Genomic DNA, 20,969 nt, shown 5'->3' with positions numbered 1-20,969 from the left:
GGAGCAGGGCTTGAGAAACGGTCTGGTCAAGATCCTCGTTGCCCTGGCCGCTGCCTATGGTGCTGCGGCGGGATATATGTACTTCAACCAGCGAAGCTTCGTGTTCGTGCCGGCGGGTGAATTGGAAACACCGGCAGACAAGGGTCTGGACACGGTCTTCGTCGAGACGGCCGTCATGGCCGATGGCACGCAAATTCCGGTCTGGCGGGCGGAACCGTCCACTGACGGCGCTCCGACGGTGCTCTATTTCCATGGCAATTCCAGATCGCTGTCGGCCCGCTCGAAACGATTCCAGAAAATCCTGGAAGGCGGCTACGGCCTCTATGCGCCAACCTACCGGGGCTATCCGGGCAGCAGCGGCAGCCCGTCTGAACAAGCCCTTCTGGCAGATGCTCTGGAACATTTCGACCGGCTGTCAGATGTGGGTGGGCCGGTGATCCTTCACGGGGAAAGCCTTGGCACCGGGGTGGCGGCTGCTGTCGCCGCAGACCGGCCTGGGGCGGGCCTTGTGGTGCTGGAAGCGCCCTATACAGCTCTCGTCGACATTGCAGCTGAGCAATATCCGTGGCTGCCGGTCGAGCTTTTGATGAAAGATCCCATGAAGACCCGGGACCGCATTGGCGCCCTTAAGGCGCCGCTCCTGATCGTTCACGGAACCGAGGACCGGATCATTCCGCCCGCGCATGGGCACCGTCTCTATGAGCTTGCCCCGGAGCCCAAGGATCTGCTGATCCTTGAGGGGGGCGGCCATAGCGACCTGTGGGACAACGGGCTGTTTGAGGCGGTCAAAGCCAGCTGGGCAAAGGCCCATGCCAGCTAGGGATGGGCCAGCTAGGACGGGACAAGCCAGGGACGGGACAAGTCAGGACGGGGCCTGCCCCCTAGAACGAGCGCTGGAGACGGAAGGTTCCGTAAACTTCGTAAGTGTCCTCCAGCCCTGAAGATCTGTCGAAGTTCAGATCCCGGTATTGCAGTTCGGGGCCCATCTCGAAGCCGTCGACCGGTTCCCACATGGCGTTGCCGGTCACGCTCCACTGGGTGAAGTCGAAGGCATCGGTGCCCGCATCCACAGAGTGATAGCCACCTTCCAGATTGACGTCGACCGTATCGGTCAGGCCCAGATTGACGCCGCCGAAAATGTTCCAGGTTTTGGTGGTGTCCGTGCTGTTGCCATCCCAGGTGGCATCGGTGATCCGGCTGTTCCAGCCGGTCGACCCGTAGCCGCTGGCGCCATCGGTATAGACACCCTGAAGCGCAATTTTGCCGCCCTTTCCAAGGCCGCCAAACTTGACTTCCACCCCGGCGCCAAGCGCCCAGCCGAGCGTATCCTCGGATCCGCCGGTCGTTTGGTTATAGACCGCATCAGGGTAGACCTGATGCAGCGCGCCCATGATCTGGGCCTTGCCCCAGCCCTGGGAAACGCCAAGGGCGCCGACCACATTCGGCATGCGTGTACCGCCGTAATCCAACGTGCTGCCGTTCAGGCCGATACTGGTTTCCCGGTCGGAGCGGTCTTCCAGGGCAAGCGTTGCGTTGAAGCCGCTGCCAAACGCATAAGTGTAGGCGATCTGATTGGTTTTCTGATCAGAATAGGATTCGATCTGCGCGTCCATCGAATAGCCGGTGAAGAAATCGAAATTCGATTCCGCCTTCCCGGCCAGCAGACCGCCCCACTGAATGTAGCCCTTCTCCAGCGAGAAGCCGCCGCTGTCATTGGTTTGCTGCATGTACATTTCGATATAGGTGCGCAAGGTGCCCAGCTCGGTGGCCGTGCGGGCATCCAGATAGAGATAGCCGCGCGTGCGCCACTGATAGCCATCCGTGTCCCGGTCACCCCAGGCATTTTCAGATTCTCCGAAATTGCGGACGCGGAATTCTGTGCGCAGGCGGCCACGAACCCGAAGGCAGGTTTCCGTACCGGGGATGTAGTAAAACCGGCTTCCATACGCATCACAGATCCGGACATAATCAACCGGTTCCGGCGCCACCGGCAGATCGGCGGCCAGCGCCGGAGATGCTGCGGCGGCAAGAGCCGCAAAGGATCCAAGAAGGGCAAAGCGTGTCATAACGTCACTCCGAAGACGAGGCGAAAATTGATCTTAATCTTACTATGGGTTCGCTTCGTGACGATTTGCTAACAGCATTGGACACTAAAAACGTCGCAACGGAAGTTGGAGGCGGAGCTGTTGCTCTTTTGCAACGCAAACTGGAGCTATCGTTTTGAAAGAAAGAAGCTTTTAAGCAATTTTACGGAGGCTGTCTCGCTGATGCCGGAATACACGTCCGGCACGTGGTGGCATGTGTCTTGAGAGTAAAAGCGGGTGCCGTGCTCCACACCGCCGCCCTTTTCGTCTCCCGCCCCATAATAGAGCCGCCGTATGCGCGCAAAGGAGATGGCCGCTGCGCACATGGGGCAGGGCTCCAGAGTGACATAAAGGTCGCAGCCGGTCAGGCGCTGCGAGCCCAAAAGGCTGCAAGCGCTGCGGATTACCAGAATTTCCGCATGGGCGGTCGGGTCATTCAGCTCCAGCGTGCGGTTGCCGTCCCGGGCGAGAATTTGTCCGTCTTTCACCAGAACGGCGCCAACTGGCACTTCCCCCCGGGCCGCCGCCGCTTCGGCTTCTTCAAGGGCAAGGCGCATGAAGGAGGGCTGCTTCCCCTTTGGGTTCGTTTGGGTCATGGGCTAAAGACTATCAGGTGTTTTTCAAGCTTGCTTTAAAACTGCCGGGACTCTTTGAGATCTCCGGTGCTGCCGCTGTTTCGCATGGGCCATGCGTCAGGAAAAGGGCTCCCTTGCAGATTTGACGGCAGGAACCGATTTCCGAAACGCGCAAGCTCTGCTATGACGCCCCCATGACGACAAGAAAACCTTCTCAAAAACGCCCAGGGCCGCCAATAGGCAAGGGGCGGGCGGCAGACGTGCCGCCGAAAAAGCACACCAAGTTCCCCGGCCGCAAGCCGTCGGGGTCAAAACCGGCTGCGGCCGGCGTCCAGATGGTCTCCGGGGACGGTGAACGGATCGCCAAGGTCATGGCCCGGGCCGGGCTGTGTTCGCGCCGGGAAGCCGAAACCTGGATCGAGGCCGGACGGGTGGAACTGAATGGCAAAAAACTGACCACACCTGCGGTGACCGTGACCATGTCCGACCGGGTGGTGGTAGACGGCGAGCCGCTGCCGATGCGCGAACGCACGCGGCTGTGGCTCTATCACAAGCCCAAGGGGCTGGTGACCACCAACAAGGATCCCGAAGGACGGCCGACCGTGTTCGACCGTCTGCCGGCGGATCTTCCCCGGGTTCTGACCGTCGGGCGGCTGGACATCAATACGGAAGGCCTGCTGCTTCTGACCAATGATGGCGGGCTTGCCCGGGTGCTGGAGCTTCCGGCGACCGGCTGGCTGCGCCGCTACCGGGTGCGCGCCTTCGGCAAGGTGACCCAGGCGGATCTGGATGCGCTCAAGGACGGCATTGCCATTGAGGGTATCCTCTACGGCGCCATCGAGGCGACGCTCGACAAGGAGCAGGGCGGCAATGTGTGGCTGACCGTGGGGCTGCGCGAGGGCAAGAACCGGGAAGTCAAACGGGTTCTGGAACATCTGGGTCTGGCCGTGAACCGGCTAATCCGCCTGTCCTATGGTCCCTTTCAGCTGATGGACCTTCCGGAAGGCGATGTGCGGGAAATCCGCGGGCGGGTTCTGCGGGACCAGCTGGGCGACGGACTGATTGAGCAGGCCGGAGCCGATTTCGACGCCCCGATCCTGCATCAGCCCCAGCAGGAGGCGGCCAAGAAACAAGGTGACAAACGGCGTGGTCCCGGCGGCGCCCACAAATCCGGCACTGGCGACGGCGCTCAGGGCAAATGGTTGAGCGCCCGGGAAGGCCGGTCGCAAACCGATCGGCGCAAGGCGGCTAAAGGCAGCGGCGATGGGCCGAAAAAACAGGCAAAGCGCAGCAATGCCGGGCCCCGGCAGGAAAAGGTTTCGCCGCGCTCGCGTTTCCGCATGACATCCGAGCCCAAACCGCGCCGTGATTTTCCCGAGGAGCGCAGCGCGCCCGCCCGCCGGATCTGGAGCGACGAGGGGCTGGTCGAAGACAAACAGCAGGAATCGCGCACCAGCCGTGACAAACAGGACAGGGGCGGCCCGCCGCGCGGCGGCAGGGGTGGACCGCGCGGTGGAGACCGCTCTTGAGGATTGTTGCCGGACGCTTCAAGGGCACAGCCCTGGCCACGCCAAAATCCCAGACAACCCGGCCCACCAGTGACCGGCTGCGGGAGACGATTTTCAATATTCTTGCTCACGGGCTGGACGTGGAGATCGACGGCGTGCGGGTTCTGGACTTGTTTGCCGGAACCGGCGCGCTTGGTTTTGAAGCGCTCAGCCGGGGCGCGCGCCACTGCACCTTCATTGAAGAAGGCGCGGAAGCGCGCGGGGTGATCCGCCGCAACATGGAAACCCTGGGGCTTAACGGGGCAGCCAAGATCTTCCGCCGGGATGCGACCCGTCTTGGCGAGACCGGCACCATCGAGCCTTTCGGCCTGGTGTTTGCCGATCCGCCCTATGACAAGGCTCTGGGCGAACGGGCTCTGGCTTCTGCGCGCGACGGCGGCTGGCTGATGCCGGGCGCGGTCTGCGTTCTGGAAGAACGCGCCTCTGCCCAGATCGAGCCGCCCGCAGGCTTTGACGAACTCGACCGGCGCCGGGCCGGGGACAGCCAGGTGGTGTTTTTGAAGGCTTCCTAAGGTCCGGATCCCTGGCCTTTGAGGTTGGGCATGAAGCAATGTCTCTGACAGGACGGTCCGGTCAGGCGCCGCCAGGCATCATGATGTAGACGGTCTTGACGGCTGGAAGGCTTTCCCGGCTGACGATCACTTTTGCCGTTGGCGCCCGCACAATTTCATATCCGGCTTCGCCCGCCCGCGCCGTAAAGGCTTCCAGCGCTCCGGCAAAATGGAAATGCATAGGGATCACCATGGCCGGGCCAATATTCTGCAGCACATCCATCAGGCTGTCGAGGCGCAGGGTTGAGGAATTGTCGATTGCGGCAAAAACCACATCAATCTGCCCCAGCCGGGTCAGATCTTCCTGGGTTAGCCGATGATGCAGATGGCCCAGATGGGCAATGCACAGATCCGCGACCTCGAAGATGAAGATCGAATTGCCAAGGCGCCGGGTCTCCCCGTCCCAGCCGCGGATATTGGTCTGAATGTTGCGGATACGGACATCTTCCACTGTGAGGTCGTGATCCATCGGGCCGCCCTTCGGGTTCCAGCCGTAAAGGAGATGTTCGATGCTTGGATCCGGCGACAGGGAATAGTGGGTCGAGTGGGCGCCGTTCATGGTGGCAACGGTTGGCGGCAGAAAGGGGCGGTAGACATCGTTATAGTCGGTGGCAATCCGCACACCCGCAGGCGTTTCCAGCTCGAAGGTGGAATGGCCGATATAGCGGATCTGCACCTGACCGGTTTGCAGCTCCGCCTGCCAGACCCGCAGCTCGCCGGTTTCAAGCGGCGCAAGCGGGGCCTGGGCGACGACCTGGCAAATGGCCGAGGCCGGCTGGGCCATAAACAGGACAGCCAGCGCCAGCAGCCCTGCACAGACAAATCTTCGCACCTTGCCAGCTGCCTCAAACGGGCTGCGCGGCATGATGGTCCGAATCCGGACCAAGCAACGATCAAAACCTCCAAACGCCATCCTGCCGGTCCCCGAACCTGCTTCGCCATTGAGCGCGCCGCGTTTCGTCACAGTCTATCTGTTTTTCCGTTTGCGTTGAAATCTTTGATCTCAGGCAGAAAGCGGGACTTCCGATGAAGCGCGGTTTGCTTCAAAGGGAAAAGGTAGCGGTCGGATTGCATCAGGCAAGGTAGACCGCAGTTTTCCGGGAAAATTGGAATGTGTCTGCCTGGGAGAAAGGGCCGGGGCAGCTATGCGGCGGTGCAAAAGAAAAAGGCAACCGGCCTGCTGTCTTGGGTGCGCAGGCGGTTGCCATAGGTGGGAGCAGGTGGGAGGAAGTACCCGCCCCTGAAGGGATTTTCAGACCACGTGAAGACTGACGGGAGGCTTTCCCCCTCGCGAGCGCAGGCCCGTGTCGGCATTTTTTGACGTTTGAGCGGTTGCCTGCACATAGATGAGCTCTCCGGCATGGCCGGCTTCCATCATCAGAGCGGAGCGGCTGCACTGGGCCGCAAGGGACAGGCCGAGATCCCGGAAATGGGCCCGCCGGTAGCAATAGACCGCAAGCGATGCGCGTTGCTCATCCGGCAAGGTGGCAGCCACATCCTTGACGGCTGTCAAAGTGGCGCCCAGAAGCCTCTTGAGCATGTTTTCCGGAACCGGGCAGGTATCCAGATCTGTAGATCCCGAATTTTGCATTGTCTAGCCCCTAGTAATTTAAGATCAGGGTCTCTTGTTCTGTTGAATCATTTATTAATTTATGCTCGTATTTTAATAAATAAACCTTATATTGTGAAAAATACTCATGTGGCAATCAAGTAACTTTGATTGACTCTTTTATCAATTTTGTCAGCTGGTCTTTTGTGGAGCTGCGCAGAGCTTCCGCCTGTTCCAGAATGCGGTCGGCCTTCATGAAATCGAGAACGCGGATATTGTCATGAGGGGGGCGGACCAGGATATCTGGTTGTTCTATCCGGAGTTTTTGGTTTGTGATCGTTTGCATCAGGATCTGGGCGGAGCCGAACATGCTGTCCAGCATGTTGATTTCGTCCTTGTCCGGGCGCGGTACGGGGGCGCCGACCACATCGACAGCGATCACAATGTCACATGCTGCACGCATGCCTTCAAAAGGCAGTGGATTAACAACGCCGCCATCGATCAGATACCTTCCATTGTGCTTGACCGGACGGAAAAGAGCGGGAATCGCAACGGATGCAGCCACTGCAGGCAACAGCGGGCCGGTTTCGAAATCCACTTCCTCACATCCGTAAAAATCGGTCGACAGCAGCCGGAGCGGGATCTTCAGGTCCTCGAAGGTCTCAGGCAGATGCTCTGCGACAAAAACTTCCAGCACTCGCTGCGGGTCAAACTGCACGGGGCCGGAACGGAACATGTCCGCAAAGCGCCGGGGGCGTAATTGCCAGACTTTCGCCAGAACCGTGTTGCGGTCAGAAAACGTGTCCAGCACGATCTGGCGGATGTCCTGACCACTCAGACCGCTTGCATAGGCGGCCCCCAGAATGGCCCCGATTGAGGAGCCGGCAATCTGGACCGGGGTCAGGCCCAGATCGTCCAGGGCCTCCAGAACGGGAATATGAGCAAGACCGCGGGCGCCGCCGCTGCCAAGGGCAAGGCCGATCCTGGGCGCTTTTGAGGCAGGCGCCAAAGACGCGTGAGAGGACGGCGAAGCTGCGGACGGGGAAGGGGAGGCAGAAGCCATGGGGCGGGGTCCCGGTTGGAAGATCAAGCCTCTTTCACATGGGAACCGGTCCCGCGCTTTCCAAGGGCAGGGGGCCAGGGTCCGCCGCTTCGAAATCAGATTACGTAGTAAAGATCGCCGGACGTTGCGGTCATCCAGGTGGTCATCTGCTTCAGCGTCATCGGTTCGGCGACCAGGAAGCCCTGGATGGAGAAGTCGCCCATCATGCGCAGGCGGGCATATTGGGCTTCCGTTTCCACACCCTCGCAGACAACGGAAATATCGAGCGAGCGGGCCAGGTGGACCAGCTGGTTGACCACGGCTTCCTTGCGGGAGTCCTCGATCATCTGGGTGGTGAAGGACCGGTCGATCTTCAGCCCGGTAATCGGCAGGCCGGCCACATGGGTCAAAGACGCATAGCCGGTGCCGAAATCATCAAGCTCGATGTGAATGCCCATGTCAACGAGTTCACGCAGAGCCGCAAGGTGGCCCGACCGGTTGTCGTTCAGGAAGACTGATTCCAGCACTTCTGCCGTAATCCGCTCCGGGTCGACGCGGTGTTTTGCCATCGCCGCCTTGAAATGGTCGACCAGCATGCCTGATGCAAGGTGGGACTGGGAGACATTGATGGAGATCCGGCCGAAGTCCAGCCCCCGGTCGAGCCAATGCCTTGCGGCGGCAAGGGCGTTGTCGATAACGAGTCTCCCAAAGGCAGGGGCCAGATTTGACTTTTCCAACACATGCAGAAACTGCCCCGGAGCCATGGTGCCCTGGGTCGGATGGTTCCAGCGGACCAGGGCTTCGACCCCTGTGATCGCCTGGGACCGCAGGTTCACCTGGGGCTGGAAAACCATGAAAAACTGGTTTTTCTTGACCGCGTCCTGCAGCTCCAGCTCGATCCGGGCCTCAGCCTCGCTTTCGGTCTTCATGCTGGGGGTGAAGAAAGTGAATCGGTCCTTGCCGTTTTCCTTGGACTGATACAGCGCCAGATCCGCATTGCTGAGAAGATCGTCGAACGTGGTGCCGTCTTGCGGGCACAGGGCAACCCCCATGCTGACTGTCGGCCAGAACCGGTTGCCGTTGAATTCCATGGGCGCGCGCATCAGGCGCCGGGCCCGTTCGAACAGTTCATTCGGATCGGACTGGTCGTTTTCCGCAATGATGACGAATTCGTCCCCGCCCCAGCGGTATGGTGTGCCGAGGCCCCTTGAGACTTCACGCAAGCGGCGGCCGGTCTCTTCCAGGCAGTAGTCTCCGGCCACATGGCCGAGCGTATCGTTGACCCGTTTGAAATTGTCCATGTCCACATGGACAAGGAATGCGGGTTTGCCGTCCCGGTCAAACAGGCTCTTGGCGTCCCGCTGGCAGCCCGCACGGTTGGACAGTTTCGTCAGCGGATCAAAATAGGCAAGGCGTTCGGCCCTGACCCGCGCTTCCCGGGTCTCTGTTTCCCGCTGGACCCGTTCGCTCACGTCGTTGGCGATCAGGACGACCAGCTCCTGGTCCCGCTCCTTCAGCAGCTGGACCCGCAGATCGACAGGATATTCGCTGCCATCCTTGCGTTTGTGGAGGCATTCGGCCGAAAGCCCTTCCAGCTCGCCGTTTTGCAAGGGCCGGACCTGACGCAGGATCGTATCTTTGGTGTAGATCGGGTTGATGTCCCAAAGATGCAGGGCTTTCAGGGCATCGATGCCATAGCCCAGATTGTCGAGCGCGCATTTGTTGGCGTGTTCGAACCGGAAGGTTTTGGCGTCGAGAATGTAGATTTCGTTGAGCGAAGATTCCAGGATCTTGGCCAAAAGATTGGTCTGGCGTTCAGCCTCCGTGCGCTCGGTTATGTCGTGAATGGTCCCCAGGACCTTTTTGGGGGTGCCATCTGCTGCCGCAACGATCCGGCCGCGCACATGCATGGTCCGGAACGATCCGTTCTCCTGAATCAGGGAATGTTCGAAATCAAAACCGCCGCAGGTGTTGATCGCGCGCTCAACGAGCAAGCGGGTGGCCTGGCGTTCATTTTCCGGGATCTGCATGAACACCCGTTCAAGGATCTGTTTTGAGGGAACGTCCCGCGATATGCGCATGATCCGGAAGAACTCTTCAGTGCCACTGACTTCGTCGGTTTCCAGATCCCGTTCCCAGCTGCCCACCGCCGCGATCCTCTGGGCCTCCAGAAGCCGGGCATTGTTGGCTTCCAGGCGTTTTGTATAGCTGCGTACCTCGGCTTCCAGCCGGGACCGTTTTGTTTGAACGGACATTTGCAGGCGGACCAGCAGGCGCTGGATGACGGCCCAGGCAATGAGGGACAGACCGGAGCCGGCGAGGATCGACACAAGAATGCCGCGAATGAAAGACCAGACATTGCCGGTCACGTCCTTGACCAGAAGCAGCTTGAAGTCCGTGTCGGCCACACTGGCACCGACCGGCAAGTCCCGCGCCATAAAAATTCTGTCGTTCTGCAGGTAGAACGGCTGCAAGTCTCTCAGATCCTGGGTGCCGATGGAAAATGCGTCCAGACCTGTCCCCGCTGGCGCCAGACTGCCGAGGACCTTGAAAGGCTCAGTGGCTGCGTCTTCCGTTGCCTTGGAAGACACGTCACAGATCTTGATGATCTGAGCGTCAACCGCCGCGCTTGCAAGCGACAGGGAATGCTCGATATCCACGGTCAGTTTGAGATAGCCGAGGAGCTCGCCGTCAGACACCACCTGCCGGTAGACACCAACGGCGAACCGGTTGTCCGGGGCAATCTCGATCCCGTCCGTCAACCGGTAGAGCCCTGAGGCGGGGGCTGCTTCGCCCGCGTCTGCGACCGGATAGAGCAGATCCTCATTGGGGCCGAACACGGCAAGGCCCGTAAGATCAGGGATCGAGGAACGGGAAGCCACCAGCGCGTCGGCAATGTGTTTGAGCCTGGCCGTGTCCTGGAGCCGTAGCGCGTTTTCAAATGCGGGGGTCCCTGTGGCTTCCTGAACGATGCTGTCCAGCATTCTGGCGCCGAAGGCCCGCTGTTTTTCCAGAAGCCGTTCAGCGCTCCGCGCAATCGCATCTTGCGGGGCCTGCAGGTTCCGGTATTCGGACACGATGTTTTGAACGGTCAGGACACAGACAACGAGCGCCAGAAAAGACAGGAACACGAGCCTGAGCGGTTTTTCGAAATTCTGATCATCGGGGCACAGCTTCCGGACAATCCGGTCAAGCAGACCTTCTTCGCCGCGTCCACCGGGCTCTTGCCCACGCAGATGCGTCCGTGTCCCCGGATTTTGACTTCCAAGACCTTGCACTGTCACCCCCGGCAGCCGCAGCTGCGATCTGGACGGCAGGGATGGAAATGGACACCTTCATCACATGGCTGCGCGAGTGTTTATTTTCAAAACCATAACTGCCAATTTTCTCAATAAACCTGAATAGTTAAATTGTTTTGAATGCAGTTGTTAAATTGCATTAAGAGACCGGTAGGGCATTTCCGGAAAGACAGTGTTTTCGAGCTAGTAGAGCGCAAGAAATCCTGCCGGACAGCCCGATTGCAAGCTACTGCTTTGCTTATTGAGAAAAGAACTGCAACAAGGCGTTACACGTTTCTTTTGGGGCTTCTTCCGGCAGAAAGTGTCCGGCGGGCACCGCCTGACCGGTCACATGCGGGCACCAGGCCCGCCACATCTCAAGGGGATTGGCCACACTGGTTGCGATGCCCTTGTCGCCCCACAGCGCCAGCATGGGCGGCTTGAGGGTCCGTCCCGCCTGCCGGTCTGCGTCATCATGCTCGTAGTCGCACGTGGCACCGGCGCGGTAGTCTTCGCAGCAGGCGGAAATCCGGTCCGGATCGCAGAACCAGCTGCGGGTGTGGGCGAGAGCGGTTTGGTCAAAACAGTCGAGTGTCTTTGCGGCGGTCCAGCTGGCCAGGGTGTGTTCCAGATAGCGGACCGGCGCGGCGCCGATCATTTTTTCCGGAAAGGGAAACGGCTGGGCCAGAAAGGTCCAGTGATAGACCTTAAGCCCGAAGGCGCGGTCCAGCTGATCCCAATAGTCCGCTGTCGGCAGAATATCGAGCACGGCCAGTTTGAGCAGGGCTTCCGGATGGTCGAGCGCGAGCCTGTAGCCGACACGGCCACCCCGGTCATGACCTGCAAGATAGAAATGCTCGAACCCCAGAACACGCATCAATTCACGCATGGCGGCTGCCATACTGCGCTTGGAATAGGCCTCGTGGCTGGCGGAGACAGGCGGGACGTCGGAGCTGCCGTATCCGGGCAGGTCAGGTAAGACCAGCGTGAAATGCCGGGCTAACTCCGGGGCCATCCTGTGCCAGATCACATGGGACTGGGGATAGCCATGCAACAGCAGCAAAGGCGGTCCGGAGCCGCCGATCCTGCAGAACAGGCCAATCCCGTTGGCCTGGACCCGTCTGGTGTCGAAGTCCGGAAAAAGATCCGGAAGATCTGTCCTCAACCCGTTCCCCTGACCAATTTGCCTGGATCTACTAGCTGTAGAGCAAGAAGCCGGGGCGGCGCAACTGGCGATTTACCGGAAAGGCACGGCAGTCGCTCAGCTGTTTTTCTGTTGCTCCCGGACAAGTTCCCGCCAGCCGATGTCGCTTCGGCAAAAGCCCTCTGGCCAGTCGATTTGCTCCACGGCTGCATAGGCCCGTTCCTTGGCTTCAGCGACCGTGGTGCCCAGAGCGGTCACGTTAAGGACCCGGCCACCATTGGCCAGAAGCGAGGCCCCGTCCTGCTTTGTTCCGGCGTGAAACACAGTCACGGTGCCGGAATCGAGCCCGTTCAGGCCCCTGATTTCCGTGCCCTTGTTATAGGCGCCCGGATAGCCCCTGGCGGCCATGACAACCGTCAGGGCGGTGTCTTGACGCCAGTCGGCCCGGGCCTGATCCAGGGTGCCGTCCACACTGGCCAGCACCAGATCCAGAAAATCGCTTTTCAGGCGCATCATCATCACCTGGCACTCGGGATCGCCGAACCGGGTGTTGTATTCAATCAGCTTCGGGCCGTTTGCCGTCAGCATCAGCCCCGCATATAGCACGCCCTTGAACGGCGTACCGCGTGCAGCCAGCGTTGCAATCGTTGGGGTGATGATTTCGGACATCACCCGGTCCACGAGGGCATCGGTCAGAACCGGGGCGGGAGAATAGGCGCCCATGCCGCCTGTATTGGGGCCTTGATCGCCGTCAAAGGCCCGTTTGTGATCCTGGGCGGTGACCAGCGGCAGGGCGTTTATGCCGTCCGAAAGCACGAAGAAGCTGGCTTCCTCGCCCTCCAGAAACTCTTCAATCACCACTTCAGCCCCTGCATCTCCGAACGAGCCTTCAAAGCAGGCGGTGACAGCGGCTTCTGCGTCCGGCAGGGTCATGGCGACGACAACGCCCTTCCCGGCGGCCAGACCGTCCGCCTTGACCACAATCGGGGCGCCTTTTTCGCGCAGATAGGCCAGTGCGTCGTCCCGGTCCGCGAAGCGCCCATATCCGGCTGTCGGAATGCCGGCCTCGTCGCAGACGCCCTTGGTAAAGGCCTTGGACCCTTCCAGCTGGGCGGCCGCCTTGCCGGGGCCGAACGCCTTCAGGCCGACCGCTTCTAGATCATCCACCAGACCGGCCACCAGGGGGGCCTCCGGGCCAACAACCACCAGATCAATGGCCTCACGCTGGCAAAAGCCGATGACAGCGTCATGGTTGGTGACGTCGAGATCCACCAGCTCCGCCAGGCTGGCGATGCCGGCATTGCCGGGCGCAACGAACAGTTTGCTCAGTTTTGGGGATTTCACCAAGGCCCAGGCCAGGGCGTGTTCACGCCCGCCGGATCCAAGAAGCAGCAGTCTCATGTCTCGCCGGTCTTTCGCAGAATATCCGTGTCGCTGACGCCGGATTGGATGGGTCAGCGTTGCAGAGCGGGGTCTATCATGGCCCGCCGCGGCCCGCAAATCGGGGGGCGAGGGGAAAGGGGCAAGGCCTGTGCGCATTTGCCGGATGGAATCGGCGGGCAAGTTCTGTAAAAGTTGGCAGACGCATTAAGAGGACAAAATGTTTTTCGCCACCAGGGACACGGGGCCGGTTGCTGACGCGGTCAAGCAGCATTGGGTCGATACGAAACTTCCGGCGCCGCTGCGCCCCTATGCACGTCTGGCCAGATGGGAACGGCCTATCGGCTGGTGGCTGTTGCTGTGGCCGTGCTGCTGGTCCGCCGCGCTCGCTGCGATTGCCTCTGGCAGCAGCTGGCCAAACCTTTGGCACCTTGTGCTGTTCTTCATTGGCGCCGTGGCCATGCGCGGGGCTGGGTGCACCTTTAACGATCTGGTCGATGTGGATATCGATGCCAAGGTCGAGCGGACCCGTTCACGGCCCATTCCGGCAGGCCAGGCCACCAAAACCCAGGCGGCGGTGTTTCTGGTGGGGCAGGCCCTGATTGGCTTGCTGGTGCTCTTGCAGTTCAACAGCTTCACCATTGGCCTGGGGATTGCCTCCCTGCTTCCGGTGGCGATCTACCCCTTCATGAAACGCATCACCAACTGGCCTCAATTGTTTTTGGGCTTTGCGTTTTCCTGGGGCGCCTTGATGGGCTGGGCGGCGGCCTTCGGGTCCCTGTCCCTGGCACCGGTACTTTTGTATCTGGGGGGGATCTGCTGGACGATCGGTTATGACACGATCTATGCCCATCAGGACAAGGAAGACGATGCGCTGGTGGGCGTCAGATCCACCGCCCGCCTCTTCGGGGACAGCACCAAACCGGCTCTGATTGTGCTCTATGCCATGGCAACCGTGCTGTTCGCCCTGGCGGCCTCTCTGGCCGATGCGGGCCCGCTCGCCTTTGCAGGTCTGGTCGCAGGGGTGGGGCATCTGGGCTGGCAGGTGGTGGTGCTGAATATTGATGACGGCGACCAGTGCCTGAAGCTGTTCCGCTCCAATTCCACCTATGGCTGGATCCTGTTTGCAGGCTTCGTTGCCGATGGGTTTGTTGCCGGGCTCTGACGCTTGAAAGCAGGGTGTCCCCTGTCAAAGCGCCAGAGAATCCTGCAAGGCGCCCGCGTCAGCTGCGGGCGATGATTTCCCGTTCATTGATGAACATGCTGCACGCGGCGGCGGGACGGCCCGGCTGGCGCTTGTTCAAAAAGCGCGGGCGGCGGCCGGTCAAAAGACGCAGCTTGCGGCGCGGGGAAGGGCCTCCGGCCGGTGTCGCGCTATAGGCATCAATCGGTTTGACATCGCCACCCAGATCACACACCAGCATCGGCAGATTCAATGTCTGCGCCCAGCGGCTCCACAGCACGGCCAGATCGTCGGACCCGGCCCGTTCGGCCAGAGTGATGGACAGGGCGCTGTCAGGGTGTTTCAGGATCAGGGAGGCGGCGATCTCCCCGGGGGCTTCCCCCGGCACGATCCGCACCATGACCCCGTCGAAGGCGCTGATGGCGGCCACAACCCGGACCGGCACACCGGCAAGACGGCGTTTGATGATGACCTTGTCCCGGTCCAGAATGATCTCGGCCGGAAGGGCCATCGTCCCGGGGCGGGGTTCGAGCCTTTGTTCAAAGCGGACCGGCAGGCAGCCGGGATGCAGTAGAGTGTCTGCCCCTGTCCCGGTTGCCGTTGGATCCTGTCTTTCTGTTTGACGTCTCAAATGACTCTCCGTCGGACCTTTTGGTCTCTATGATGCAACCAGACTAACGAAGAAGAGTCGTGAACCACTTAAGAGATAGAGTTAAAAAACTATGATTTTAAAGAGGGTTACCGGATTGTAAGCATGCCGGAAACGTCTTGTTTACTCTGTTGCCGGGCACAGGCGGCCGGCACGGGTGCAAGCTTCTTGAAAAGCACGGATGCTGAATAGGTTGTGCCCTTTCCGCTTCCCGTTGTTGCAGTGGCCGGACCCGGAGCGTAATACCAACGGGAGTTGACCCTGCCCCGAAGGACTTGAAGGGCAGAATGGCAAGACAGGCTTGCCACGGCTTGCAATCCGGCCCGCCCTGCCACCATATCCGGCCCTTGGGGCGCCCCAGTCAGACACGTCAAGGCGGTGTAAATGTCAGAATTGATTGATCAGAGCGAATTGCAGTCCCGGGCGGCGCGCCTTGTCGAAGCCGCGCGCAAGGCGGGGGCCGATGCTTGCGATGCGGTCGCAGTGACCGGTGTGTCTCTCGGTGTTGATGTGCGCGAGGGCAAGGTTGAAGAGACAGAGCGGGCGGAGGGCGACGATGTCACGTTGCGCGTTTTTGTCGGTAAACGGACAGCCGCCGTCTCCGCCAACCAGCTGGATGACCCGGCCGCGCTGGCCGAACGGGCTGTGGCGATGGCCAAGGTGGCGCCGGAAGACCCCTTTGCCGGGCTTGCTGATGACGAGTTGCTGATCCGGGACCTGCCGGAGCTGGAATTGCTCGACACCAGGCAGATGACGGCGGAGGCCCTGTCGGACATCGCACTGGAGGCTGAAGCGGCCGGTCTGGCGGTGGACGGGGTCAGCAAATCTGGTGGGGCAGGGGCCTCCTGGCGGCTTGCCGGGGTCGTTCTGGCCACCAGCCACGGGTTCCAGGGCGCCTATATGACCTCCCGCTATGGCATGTCCATGACGGCGGTGGCCGGAGATGGAACGGCCATGGAGCGGGACTATGACTTTGACAGCCGCTCCTACTTTGAGGATCTGGAGGCTCCGGCGGAGATCGGAAGACGGGCAGGCGAGCGGGCGGTGCGCCGTCTCAATCCGCAGAAACTGTCGACCCGCACCGCCAATGTCATTTACGAATCCCGGGCCGCCCGCAGCATGCTTGGGCATCTGACTGGTGCCATCAACGGCGCGTCCATCGCCCGCAAGACCAGTTTTCTGAAAGATCGGATGGGCGAAGCGGTGTTTGCGCCGGGCATTCAGATTGTGGACGACCCGTTCAAGCGGCGCGGTGGTGCGACCCGGCCCTTTGACGGGGAAGGCACCTCTGCGGCGCTGTTGAACATGGTCGAGGACGGGGTTCTGCAACACTGGTTTCTGGATGGGGCATCGGCGCGCGAACTGGGCCTGCACCCCAACGGGCGGGCTCATCGCAGCGGCAGCGGCACCGCGCCTGGGCCAACCAACATCACGCTGATGCCGGGGGAGAACTCTCTTGAGGCCTTAATGGCCGAGGCTGGCAGCGGCCTGCTGGTGACTGACCTGATCGGCCATGGCGTCAATGGGATCACCGGGGACTACTCCCGGGGTGCGGCCGGGTTCTGGTTCGAAAATGGCCAGATTGTCGAACCGGTGAGCGAAATCACCATCGCGGGCAATCTGAATGACATGTTCAAGCGGCTCGTGCCCGGCAGTGATCTCGACAACCGCTATTCCGCGGCTACCCCGTCCCTGATGATTGAAGGAATGGCGCTTGCCGGAAACTGATCAGGCCTTGACCCCTGCCGAGCTGGAGGCGGATCTGGCGCTGCTGGAGGCCGCCGCCCGCCAGGCTGGCGATCTGGCCCTTGGCTATTTCGGCCAGGGTCTGGAGACCTGGTACAAGGGCAATAAGTCCCCCGTCTCGGAAGCCGATCTTGCCGTCGACCGCTTTCTGGCGGACCGGCTGCTCAGCGCCCGGCCGGACTATGGCTGGCTTTCGGAGGAAACCGCCGACGACAAGATCCGCCTGAGCCGCAAGCGCGTCTTCATCGTGGATCCGATTGATGGCACCCGCGCGTTTCTGGCCGGTGGCGATGAATGGACCATCGCGCTTGCGGTGGTGGAGGATAGCCGGCCGGTCGCAGGCTGTGTTTTTTGTCCCCGGCGGGAGGAAATGTTTCTGGCGCGGACCGGGGGGGGCGCCTGGCTGAATGGGGAAAAAATATTCGTTTCAGAGCACGGCCGGATCGAAGGCGCGCGTCTGACAGGAACGCATTCCATCATCTCGAACGTTGATGTCGCTGCGGCAGGCTTTGAAAAGGCGGAGATTCTCAGGTCTCTGGCCTACCGGTTGGCCATGGTAGCGGCCGGGCGCATTGACGTTGGGACAGCGCGCGGCGGGCCCAGTGACTGGGATCTTGCCGCCGCCGATCTTTTGGTGCAGGAAGCAGGCGGACAGGTGACGGACGTGGCCGGACAGGGCCTGTTCTACAACCGGAACCGGACCGGCCACCCGGCATTGATTGCGGCGTCTTGCGCCCTTATAGGTCCTGTGCGCGCCGTGCTGAAAGACGTGATCCGGTGACCCGCACGGTGCCGTGATCAAATTAGCGAGGAAGCTCATGAGCGAGACTGACACCCCCAAACAGCTGCTGCATCTGGTTTTTGGCGGAGAGCTGGAATCGCCGGAAGGCTTGACGTTCCGCGATCTGGACGAATTGGACATCGTTGGCATCTATCCGAACTACGCCGAAGCCTACACGGCCTGGAAGGCCAAGGCACAGGCAACGGTCGACAATGCGCATATGCGCTATTTCATCGTGCACATGCACCGGCTTCTGGACCCGGATGCGGCGGCCTGAAGCCTCTTGCGCAAGGACACTGCGCAAGATCCTCTCAATTTCTGAAATCGGTCAAATTTTGGGTGTTCACTCGTGCGCGTGTGAATACCCTTTTCTCCGGGAACCTCTTTTTAGGCGATAAGAAAAATGATCAAACGCCTCGGCCGCCATCCTCTGGTTCTGGCCGCTATCGGTACGGCGCTCGCCGGCTATCTCAAGCTTGTCTATCTCACCAACCGGTTCACGATCGAGCCGGAGCATGTGCATGCCGAGACGCAAGAGGACCTGCCGGTGATTGTGGCTATGTGGCACGGACAGCACTTCATGGTGCCCTTTGCCAAGCCGAAACACTGGCCCGCCAAGGTCATGATATCCCGCTCCGCCGATGGCGAGGTGAATGCGATTGCCGCGCGCAAACTCGGGCTTGGCCTGATCCGGGCCTCCGGCGGCCGTAATGCCCGTCAGATCAAGAAGCGGGGGGGCATGCGCGGCTTCATCGAAGCTGTCCGCGCGCTGCGCGAAGGCTTCAGCATTGCCATGACGGCCGATGTGCCAAAGGGCCCTGCACGACATGCGGGTGAAGGCATTGTTCAACTGGCCAAACATTCCGGCCGCCCGATCCTGCCGGTGGCGGTTGCCACCAGCCGCAGCATCGAGCTTGACAGTTGGGACAAGGCCAGCGTCAATCTACCTTTCGGCCGGGGAAGCATTGCCGTTGGCGAGCTAATCTGGGTGCCCAATGACACTGAAGACGCGGCGCTGGAAGCCTTCCGTCTCAAGGTGGAAGACGGGCTGAACGCGGCCACCAAACGGGCCTATGAACTTGTCGGCAGGGCGAATGGCTGAACAGAGCCCCTTTCTGTTGCGCTTTTACCGGGCCCTGGCCCGCGGCCTGACGCCGCTTTTCCATGGTCTTTTCTGGCTCAGAAGCCGGTCCGGCAAGGAGGTCGCCGCACGAAAGGGAGAACGCTTCGGGGTCAGCACCGTGCCGCGCCCGTCCGGAAAACTGATCTGGGTCCATGCGGCCAGTGTCGGCGAGACCACCTCGGTGCTGCCGCTGATCGAGCGGCTGACGGCGGCCGGGCACAAGGTGCTCCTGACAACCGTCACGGTGACGGCGGCCGAGCTGGCTGAAAAACGGCTGCCCGACGGGGCCCGGCACCAGTTCATGCCCTTTGATGCCCCCGGTCCGCTGAAACGGTTTTTGACACATTGGTCACCCGACCTGACCCTCATTGTGGAATCTGAAATCTGGCCCTGCCTGTTTGATGAACTGCGCAGCCGAAAGATCCCGCTGGTGCTGTTGAATGCCCGCCTGTCGGACAAGTCCTTCCATACCTGGTCGAAAGTGGGCCCGCTGGCCCGGTTCGTCTTCAGCTGTCCGGACCGGGTGCTCGCCCAGAGTTCTGCAGACGCAAAGCGATTTTCCAGGCTTGGAAGTTTGGCGGTCGACAGCCCGGGCAACCTGAAATTTGACGCCGATGCTCCGCCGGTGAACGGGGAGACCGTCGCGCTTCTGGAACAGCAGATTGCGGGGCGCAAACTCTGGCTCGCCGCTCTGACCCATCCGGGGGAGGAAGACGCGGTGCTGGCGGCCCATATACAGTTGCAGCAGACCTTTCCCGACCTGCTTCTGGTGCTCGTGCCGCGCCATCCGGTCCGCGCCGGGGAGGTCTGTGGTCTCGCCACAAAGTGCGGCCTGGAAGTCATCACCCGCAGCTCTGGTGCTCTGCTCTCAGCCCGGTGCGGGGTCTTTCTAGGCGATACGCTGGGCGAAATGGGCCTCTTTTATTCCCTGGCCCCGGTCACATTTCTCGGCGGCTCCTTTGGGGAGGCCGGCGGGCACAATCCGGTGGAAGCGGCGCTGGTGGGTTCGGCATTGCTGACTGGGCCGAAAGTGGCCAATGCCCGCGCGGTCTACAAGGAGTTCTGGAGCAAGCATGCGGCCATAAAGGTGGAGGAGCCGGAGGATCTGGCAGCAGCGGTGGCGGCCCTGTTGCGCACACCGCGGACCGGCCAGGAGCAGGCGGGCCGGGCACGGGCCATTGTCGAAGAAGGCCGGGGCGCGCTGAACAAGACGCTGACCATCCTGGCGCCTTATCTGACGGCAGACAGCTGCGAACCGGCAGCGGGTATGCCGCGGGATACGGAGGCGCTGAATGGGCAAGTCTCCTGATTTCTGGTGGCAGGCGGAACAGCCGCCTGCTGCACATTTTCTGCGTCCCGTGGGTTGGCTTTATGGGAGTGTGGCCGGGCGCCGGCTGTTCGCTCCGCCCAAGGCCAGAAGCCGTCTGCCGGTGATCTGTATCGGCAATTTTGTGGTTGGGGGCACGGGCAAGACCCCTTTTGCGATTGCCCTTGCGCAGACACTCCGGGCCGAAGGGTTTAAGCCGGGCTTTCTGCTGCGCGGCTATGGGGGGCGCAACAATGGCCCCCTGCTCGTGGAGCCGGGACAGCACAGCGCACAAGACGTGGGCGACGAGGCTCTGCTGCTGGCCGGTCATGGCCCGACCGTGATTGCCTCCGACAGGCCTGCAGGCGCGCGCCTTGCCGAGGCGCAGGACATTGATCTGGTGCTGATGGATGACGGCTTCCAGAACCCGTCCCTTTTCAAGGATCTGAGCCTTCTGCTGGTCGATTGCGCGGTCGGCTTTGGCAATGGGAGGTGTTTTCCGGCCGGGCCGTTGCGGGCTCCCGCGCAAAAGCAGATCATCAAGGCCGATTGCCTTGTGCAGATCGGAGAGGGGACGGCGGCGGACGCAGCTGTGCAACTTGCCAGCCGCAAGGGACTGCCCCTGTTGCATGCGCATATCCGTCCGCTCCCCAATGCGGCGCTGGAGGGAGCCGGCCTTTTTGCCTTTGCCGGGATTGGCAGGCCGCAAAAGTTCTATGCCTCATTGGAAGAGCTTGGCTACACGGTGCGCAAGACCCGGGACTTTCCCGATCACCACAGCTACAGCGAAGCAGAGGTGCGTGACCTGTTGACGGAAGCTGAAGCCGGAGACTTGACGCTGGTCACGACCGCAAAGGACATGGCCCGTCTTGCCTCTGCGGACGGAGAACTGTTCCATTGGATTGCCTCACGCGCAGATGTGCTTGAGGTGACCATGGAAATTGACGATTTAGACCGTCTGAAGGCGCTCATCCGCGAAAAACTTCGGGCAAGGTCCTTTTCCGGGTGAG

General features: G+C 61.2%; 19 protein-coding genes. 10 read left to right on the top strand and 9 right to left on the bottom strand.

Annotated features, from left to right (window positions below; translation table 11 throughout):
* The first annotated feature begins 10 nt into the window (after window positions 1–10).
* A complete protein-coding gene (locus ACXAIC_RS12775; RefSeq protein WP_475179139.1) occupies window positions 11–820 on the top strand; it encodes an alpha/beta hydrolase in 810 nt (269 codons plus the stop codon).
* Window positions 821–881: 61 nt separating this feature from the next.
* Here ACXAIC_RS12775 and ACXAIC_RS12770 read toward each other — a convergent pair whose 3' ends face one another.
* Together ACXAIC_RS12770 and ACXAIC_RS12765 are read right to left on the bottom strand one after the other, a co-directional pair.
* Window positions 882–2,066: a porin gene (locus tag ACXAIC_RS12770; protein ID WP_475179135.1), complete on the bottom strand. Its 1,185-nt coding sequence runs from the start codon at window positions 2,064–2,066 to the stop codon at window positions 882–884.
* A 146-nt stretch (window positions 2,067–2,212) separates the two neighbouring features.
* Window positions 2,213–2,680: a nucleoside deaminase gene (locus ACXAIC_RS12765; protein ID WP_475179131.1), complete on the bottom strand. Its 468-nt coding sequence runs from the start codon at window positions 2,678–2,680 to the stop codon at window positions 2,213–2,215.
* A gap of 239 nt (window positions 2,681–2,919) precedes the next feature.
* Between ACXAIC_RS12765 and ACXAIC_RS12760 the strand changes: the two genes are divergently transcribed.
* Together ACXAIC_RS12760 and rsmD are read left to right on the top strand one after the other, a co-directional pair.
* On the top strand, window positions 2,920–4,188 hold the full coding sequence (locus tag ACXAIC_RS12760) for a pseudouridine synthase (protein WP_475179128.1): 1,269 nt from the start codon (window positions 2,920–2,922) through the stop codon (window positions 4,186–4,188).
* Window positions 4,185–4,739: a 16S rRNA (guanine(966)-N(2))-methyltransferase RsmD gene (rsmD, locus tag ACXAIC_RS12755; protein ID WP_475179125.1), complete on the top strand. Its 555-nt coding sequence runs from the start codon at window positions 4,185–4,187 to the stop codon at window positions 4,737–4,739. The genes ACXAIC_RS12760 and rsmD overlap by 4 nt, the downstream gene beginning before the upstream one ends.
* Window positions 4,740–4,800: 61 nt before the next feature.
* Here the strand turns inward: rsmD and ACXAIC_RS12750 are convergent, their stop codons facing one another.
* The 6 genes from ACXAIC_RS12750 to purD all read right to left on the bottom strand — a co-directional run bounded on the left by ACXAIC_RS12750 (window position 4,801) and on the right by purD (window position 13,192).
* Complete coding sequence (locus tag ACXAIC_RS12750) at window positions 4,801–5,643, bottom strand: MBL fold metallo-hydrolase (protein ID WP_475179123.1); 843 nt, start codon at window positions 5,641–5,643, stop codon at window positions 4,801–4,803.
* 387 nt (window positions 5,644–6,030) lie between these two features.
* Window positions 6,031–6,369, bottom strand: coding sequence for a hypothetical protein (locus ACXAIC_RS12745; RefSeq protein ID WP_475179120.1), 339 nt, complete (start codon window positions 6,367–6,369; stop codon window positions 6,031–6,033).
* Between the two features lie 115 nt (window positions 6,370–6,484).
* On the bottom strand, window positions 6,485–7,390 hold the full coding sequence (locus ACXAIC_RS12740) for a patatin-like phospholipase family protein (RefSeq protein ID WP_475179116.1): 906 nt from the start codon (window positions 7,388–7,390) through the stop codon (window positions 6,485–6,487).
* A 95-nt stretch (window positions 7,391–7,485) separates the two neighbouring features.
* Window positions 7,486–10,653, bottom strand: coding sequence for a putative bifunctional diguanylate cyclase/phosphodiesterase (locus ACXAIC_RS12735; RefSeq protein ID WP_475179112.1), 3,168 nt, complete (start codon window positions 10,651–10,653; stop codon window positions 7,486–7,488).
* Window positions 10,654–10,906: 253 nt separating this feature from the next.
* Window positions 10,907–11,812: an alpha/beta fold hydrolase gene (locus ACXAIC_RS12730; protein WP_475179109.1), complete on the bottom strand. Its 906-nt coding sequence runs from the start codon at window positions 11,810–11,812 to the stop codon at window positions 10,907–10,909.
* Between the two features lie 96 nt (window positions 11,813–11,908).
* Window positions 11,909–13,192, bottom strand: coding sequence for a phosphoribosylamine--glycine ligase (gene purD / locus ACXAIC_RS12725; protein ID WP_475179107.1), 1,284 nt, complete (start codon window positions 13,190–13,192; stop codon window positions 11,909–11,911).
* A gap of 199 nt (window positions 13,193–13,391) precedes the next feature.
* On the opposite strand from purD, the gene ubiA reads away from it, so the two are divergent.
* Entirely contained in the window at window positions 13,392–14,336 is a 945-nt protein-coding gene (gene ubiA, locus ACXAIC_RS12720) for a 4-hydroxybenzoate octaprenyltransferase (protein ID WP_475179104.1), read from the top strand.
* 58 nt (window positions 14,337–14,394) lie between these two features.
* Here ubiA and ACXAIC_RS12715 read toward each other — a convergent pair whose 3' ends face one another.
* Window positions 14,395–14,985 carry a DUF6101 family protein gene (locus ACXAIC_RS12715; protein WP_475179101.1) on the bottom strand — a complete coding sequence of 197 codons (591 nt, stop codon included), beginning with the start codon at window positions 14,983–14,985 and terminating at the stop codon, window positions 14,395–14,397.
* A gap of 402 nt (window positions 14,986–15,387) precedes the next feature.
* On the opposite strand from ACXAIC_RS12715, the gene ACXAIC_RS12710 reads away from it, so the two are divergent.
* From ACXAIC_RS12710 to lpxK, 6 genes are all read left to right on the top strand, one after another.
* Window positions 15,388–16,731 carry a TldD/PmbA family protein gene (locus ACXAIC_RS12710; protein ID WP_475179098.1) on the top strand — a complete coding sequence of 448 codons (1,344 nt, stop codon included), beginning with the start codon at window positions 15,388–15,390 and terminating at the stop codon, window positions 16,729–16,731.
* Entirely contained in the window at window positions 16,718–17,530 is an 813-nt protein-coding gene (locus ACXAIC_RS12705; protein ID WP_475179095.1) for a 3'(2'),5'-bisphosphate nucleotidase CysQ, read from the top strand. Before ACXAIC_RS12710 ends, ACXAIC_RS12705 begins: the two co-directional genes overlap by 14 nt.
* A gap of 37 nt (window positions 17,531–17,567) precedes the next feature.
* A complete protein-coding gene (locus tag ACXAIC_RS12700) occupies window positions 17,568–17,807 on the top strand; it encodes a DUF4170 domain-containing protein (RefSeq protein WP_475179094.1) in 240 nt (79 codons plus the stop codon).
* Window positions 17,808–17,933: 126 nt separating this feature from the next.
* Entirely contained in the window at window positions 17,934–18,632 is a 699-nt protein-coding gene (locus ACXAIC_RS12695; protein WP_475179092.1) for a lysophospholipid acyltransferase family protein, read from the top strand.
* Window positions 18,625–19,962, top strand: coding sequence for a 3-deoxy-D-manno-octulosonic acid transferase (locus ACXAIC_RS12690; protein WP_475179090.1), 1,338 nt, complete (start codon window positions 18,625–18,627; stop codon window positions 19,960–19,962). The genes ACXAIC_RS12695 and ACXAIC_RS12690 overlap by 8 nt, the downstream gene beginning before the upstream one ends.
* The gene (gene lpxK / locus ACXAIC_RS12685) at window positions 19,946–20,968 is read left to right on the top strand and encodes a tetraacyldisaccharide 4'-kinase (protein ID WP_475179087.1); all 1,023 of its coding nucleotides are present in this window, start codon (window positions 19,946–19,948) and stop codon (window positions 20,966–20,968) included. Before ACXAIC_RS12690 ends, lpxK begins: the two co-directional genes overlap by 17 nt.
* The last annotated feature ends 1 nt before the right edge of the window (window position 20,969 follow it).

Source organism: Roseibium sp. AWQ4_254 (assembly GCF_056161025.1).
Note: the sequence above shows the minus strand (reverse complement) of the source record. Positions and strands in the feature narration are given on the sequence as shown.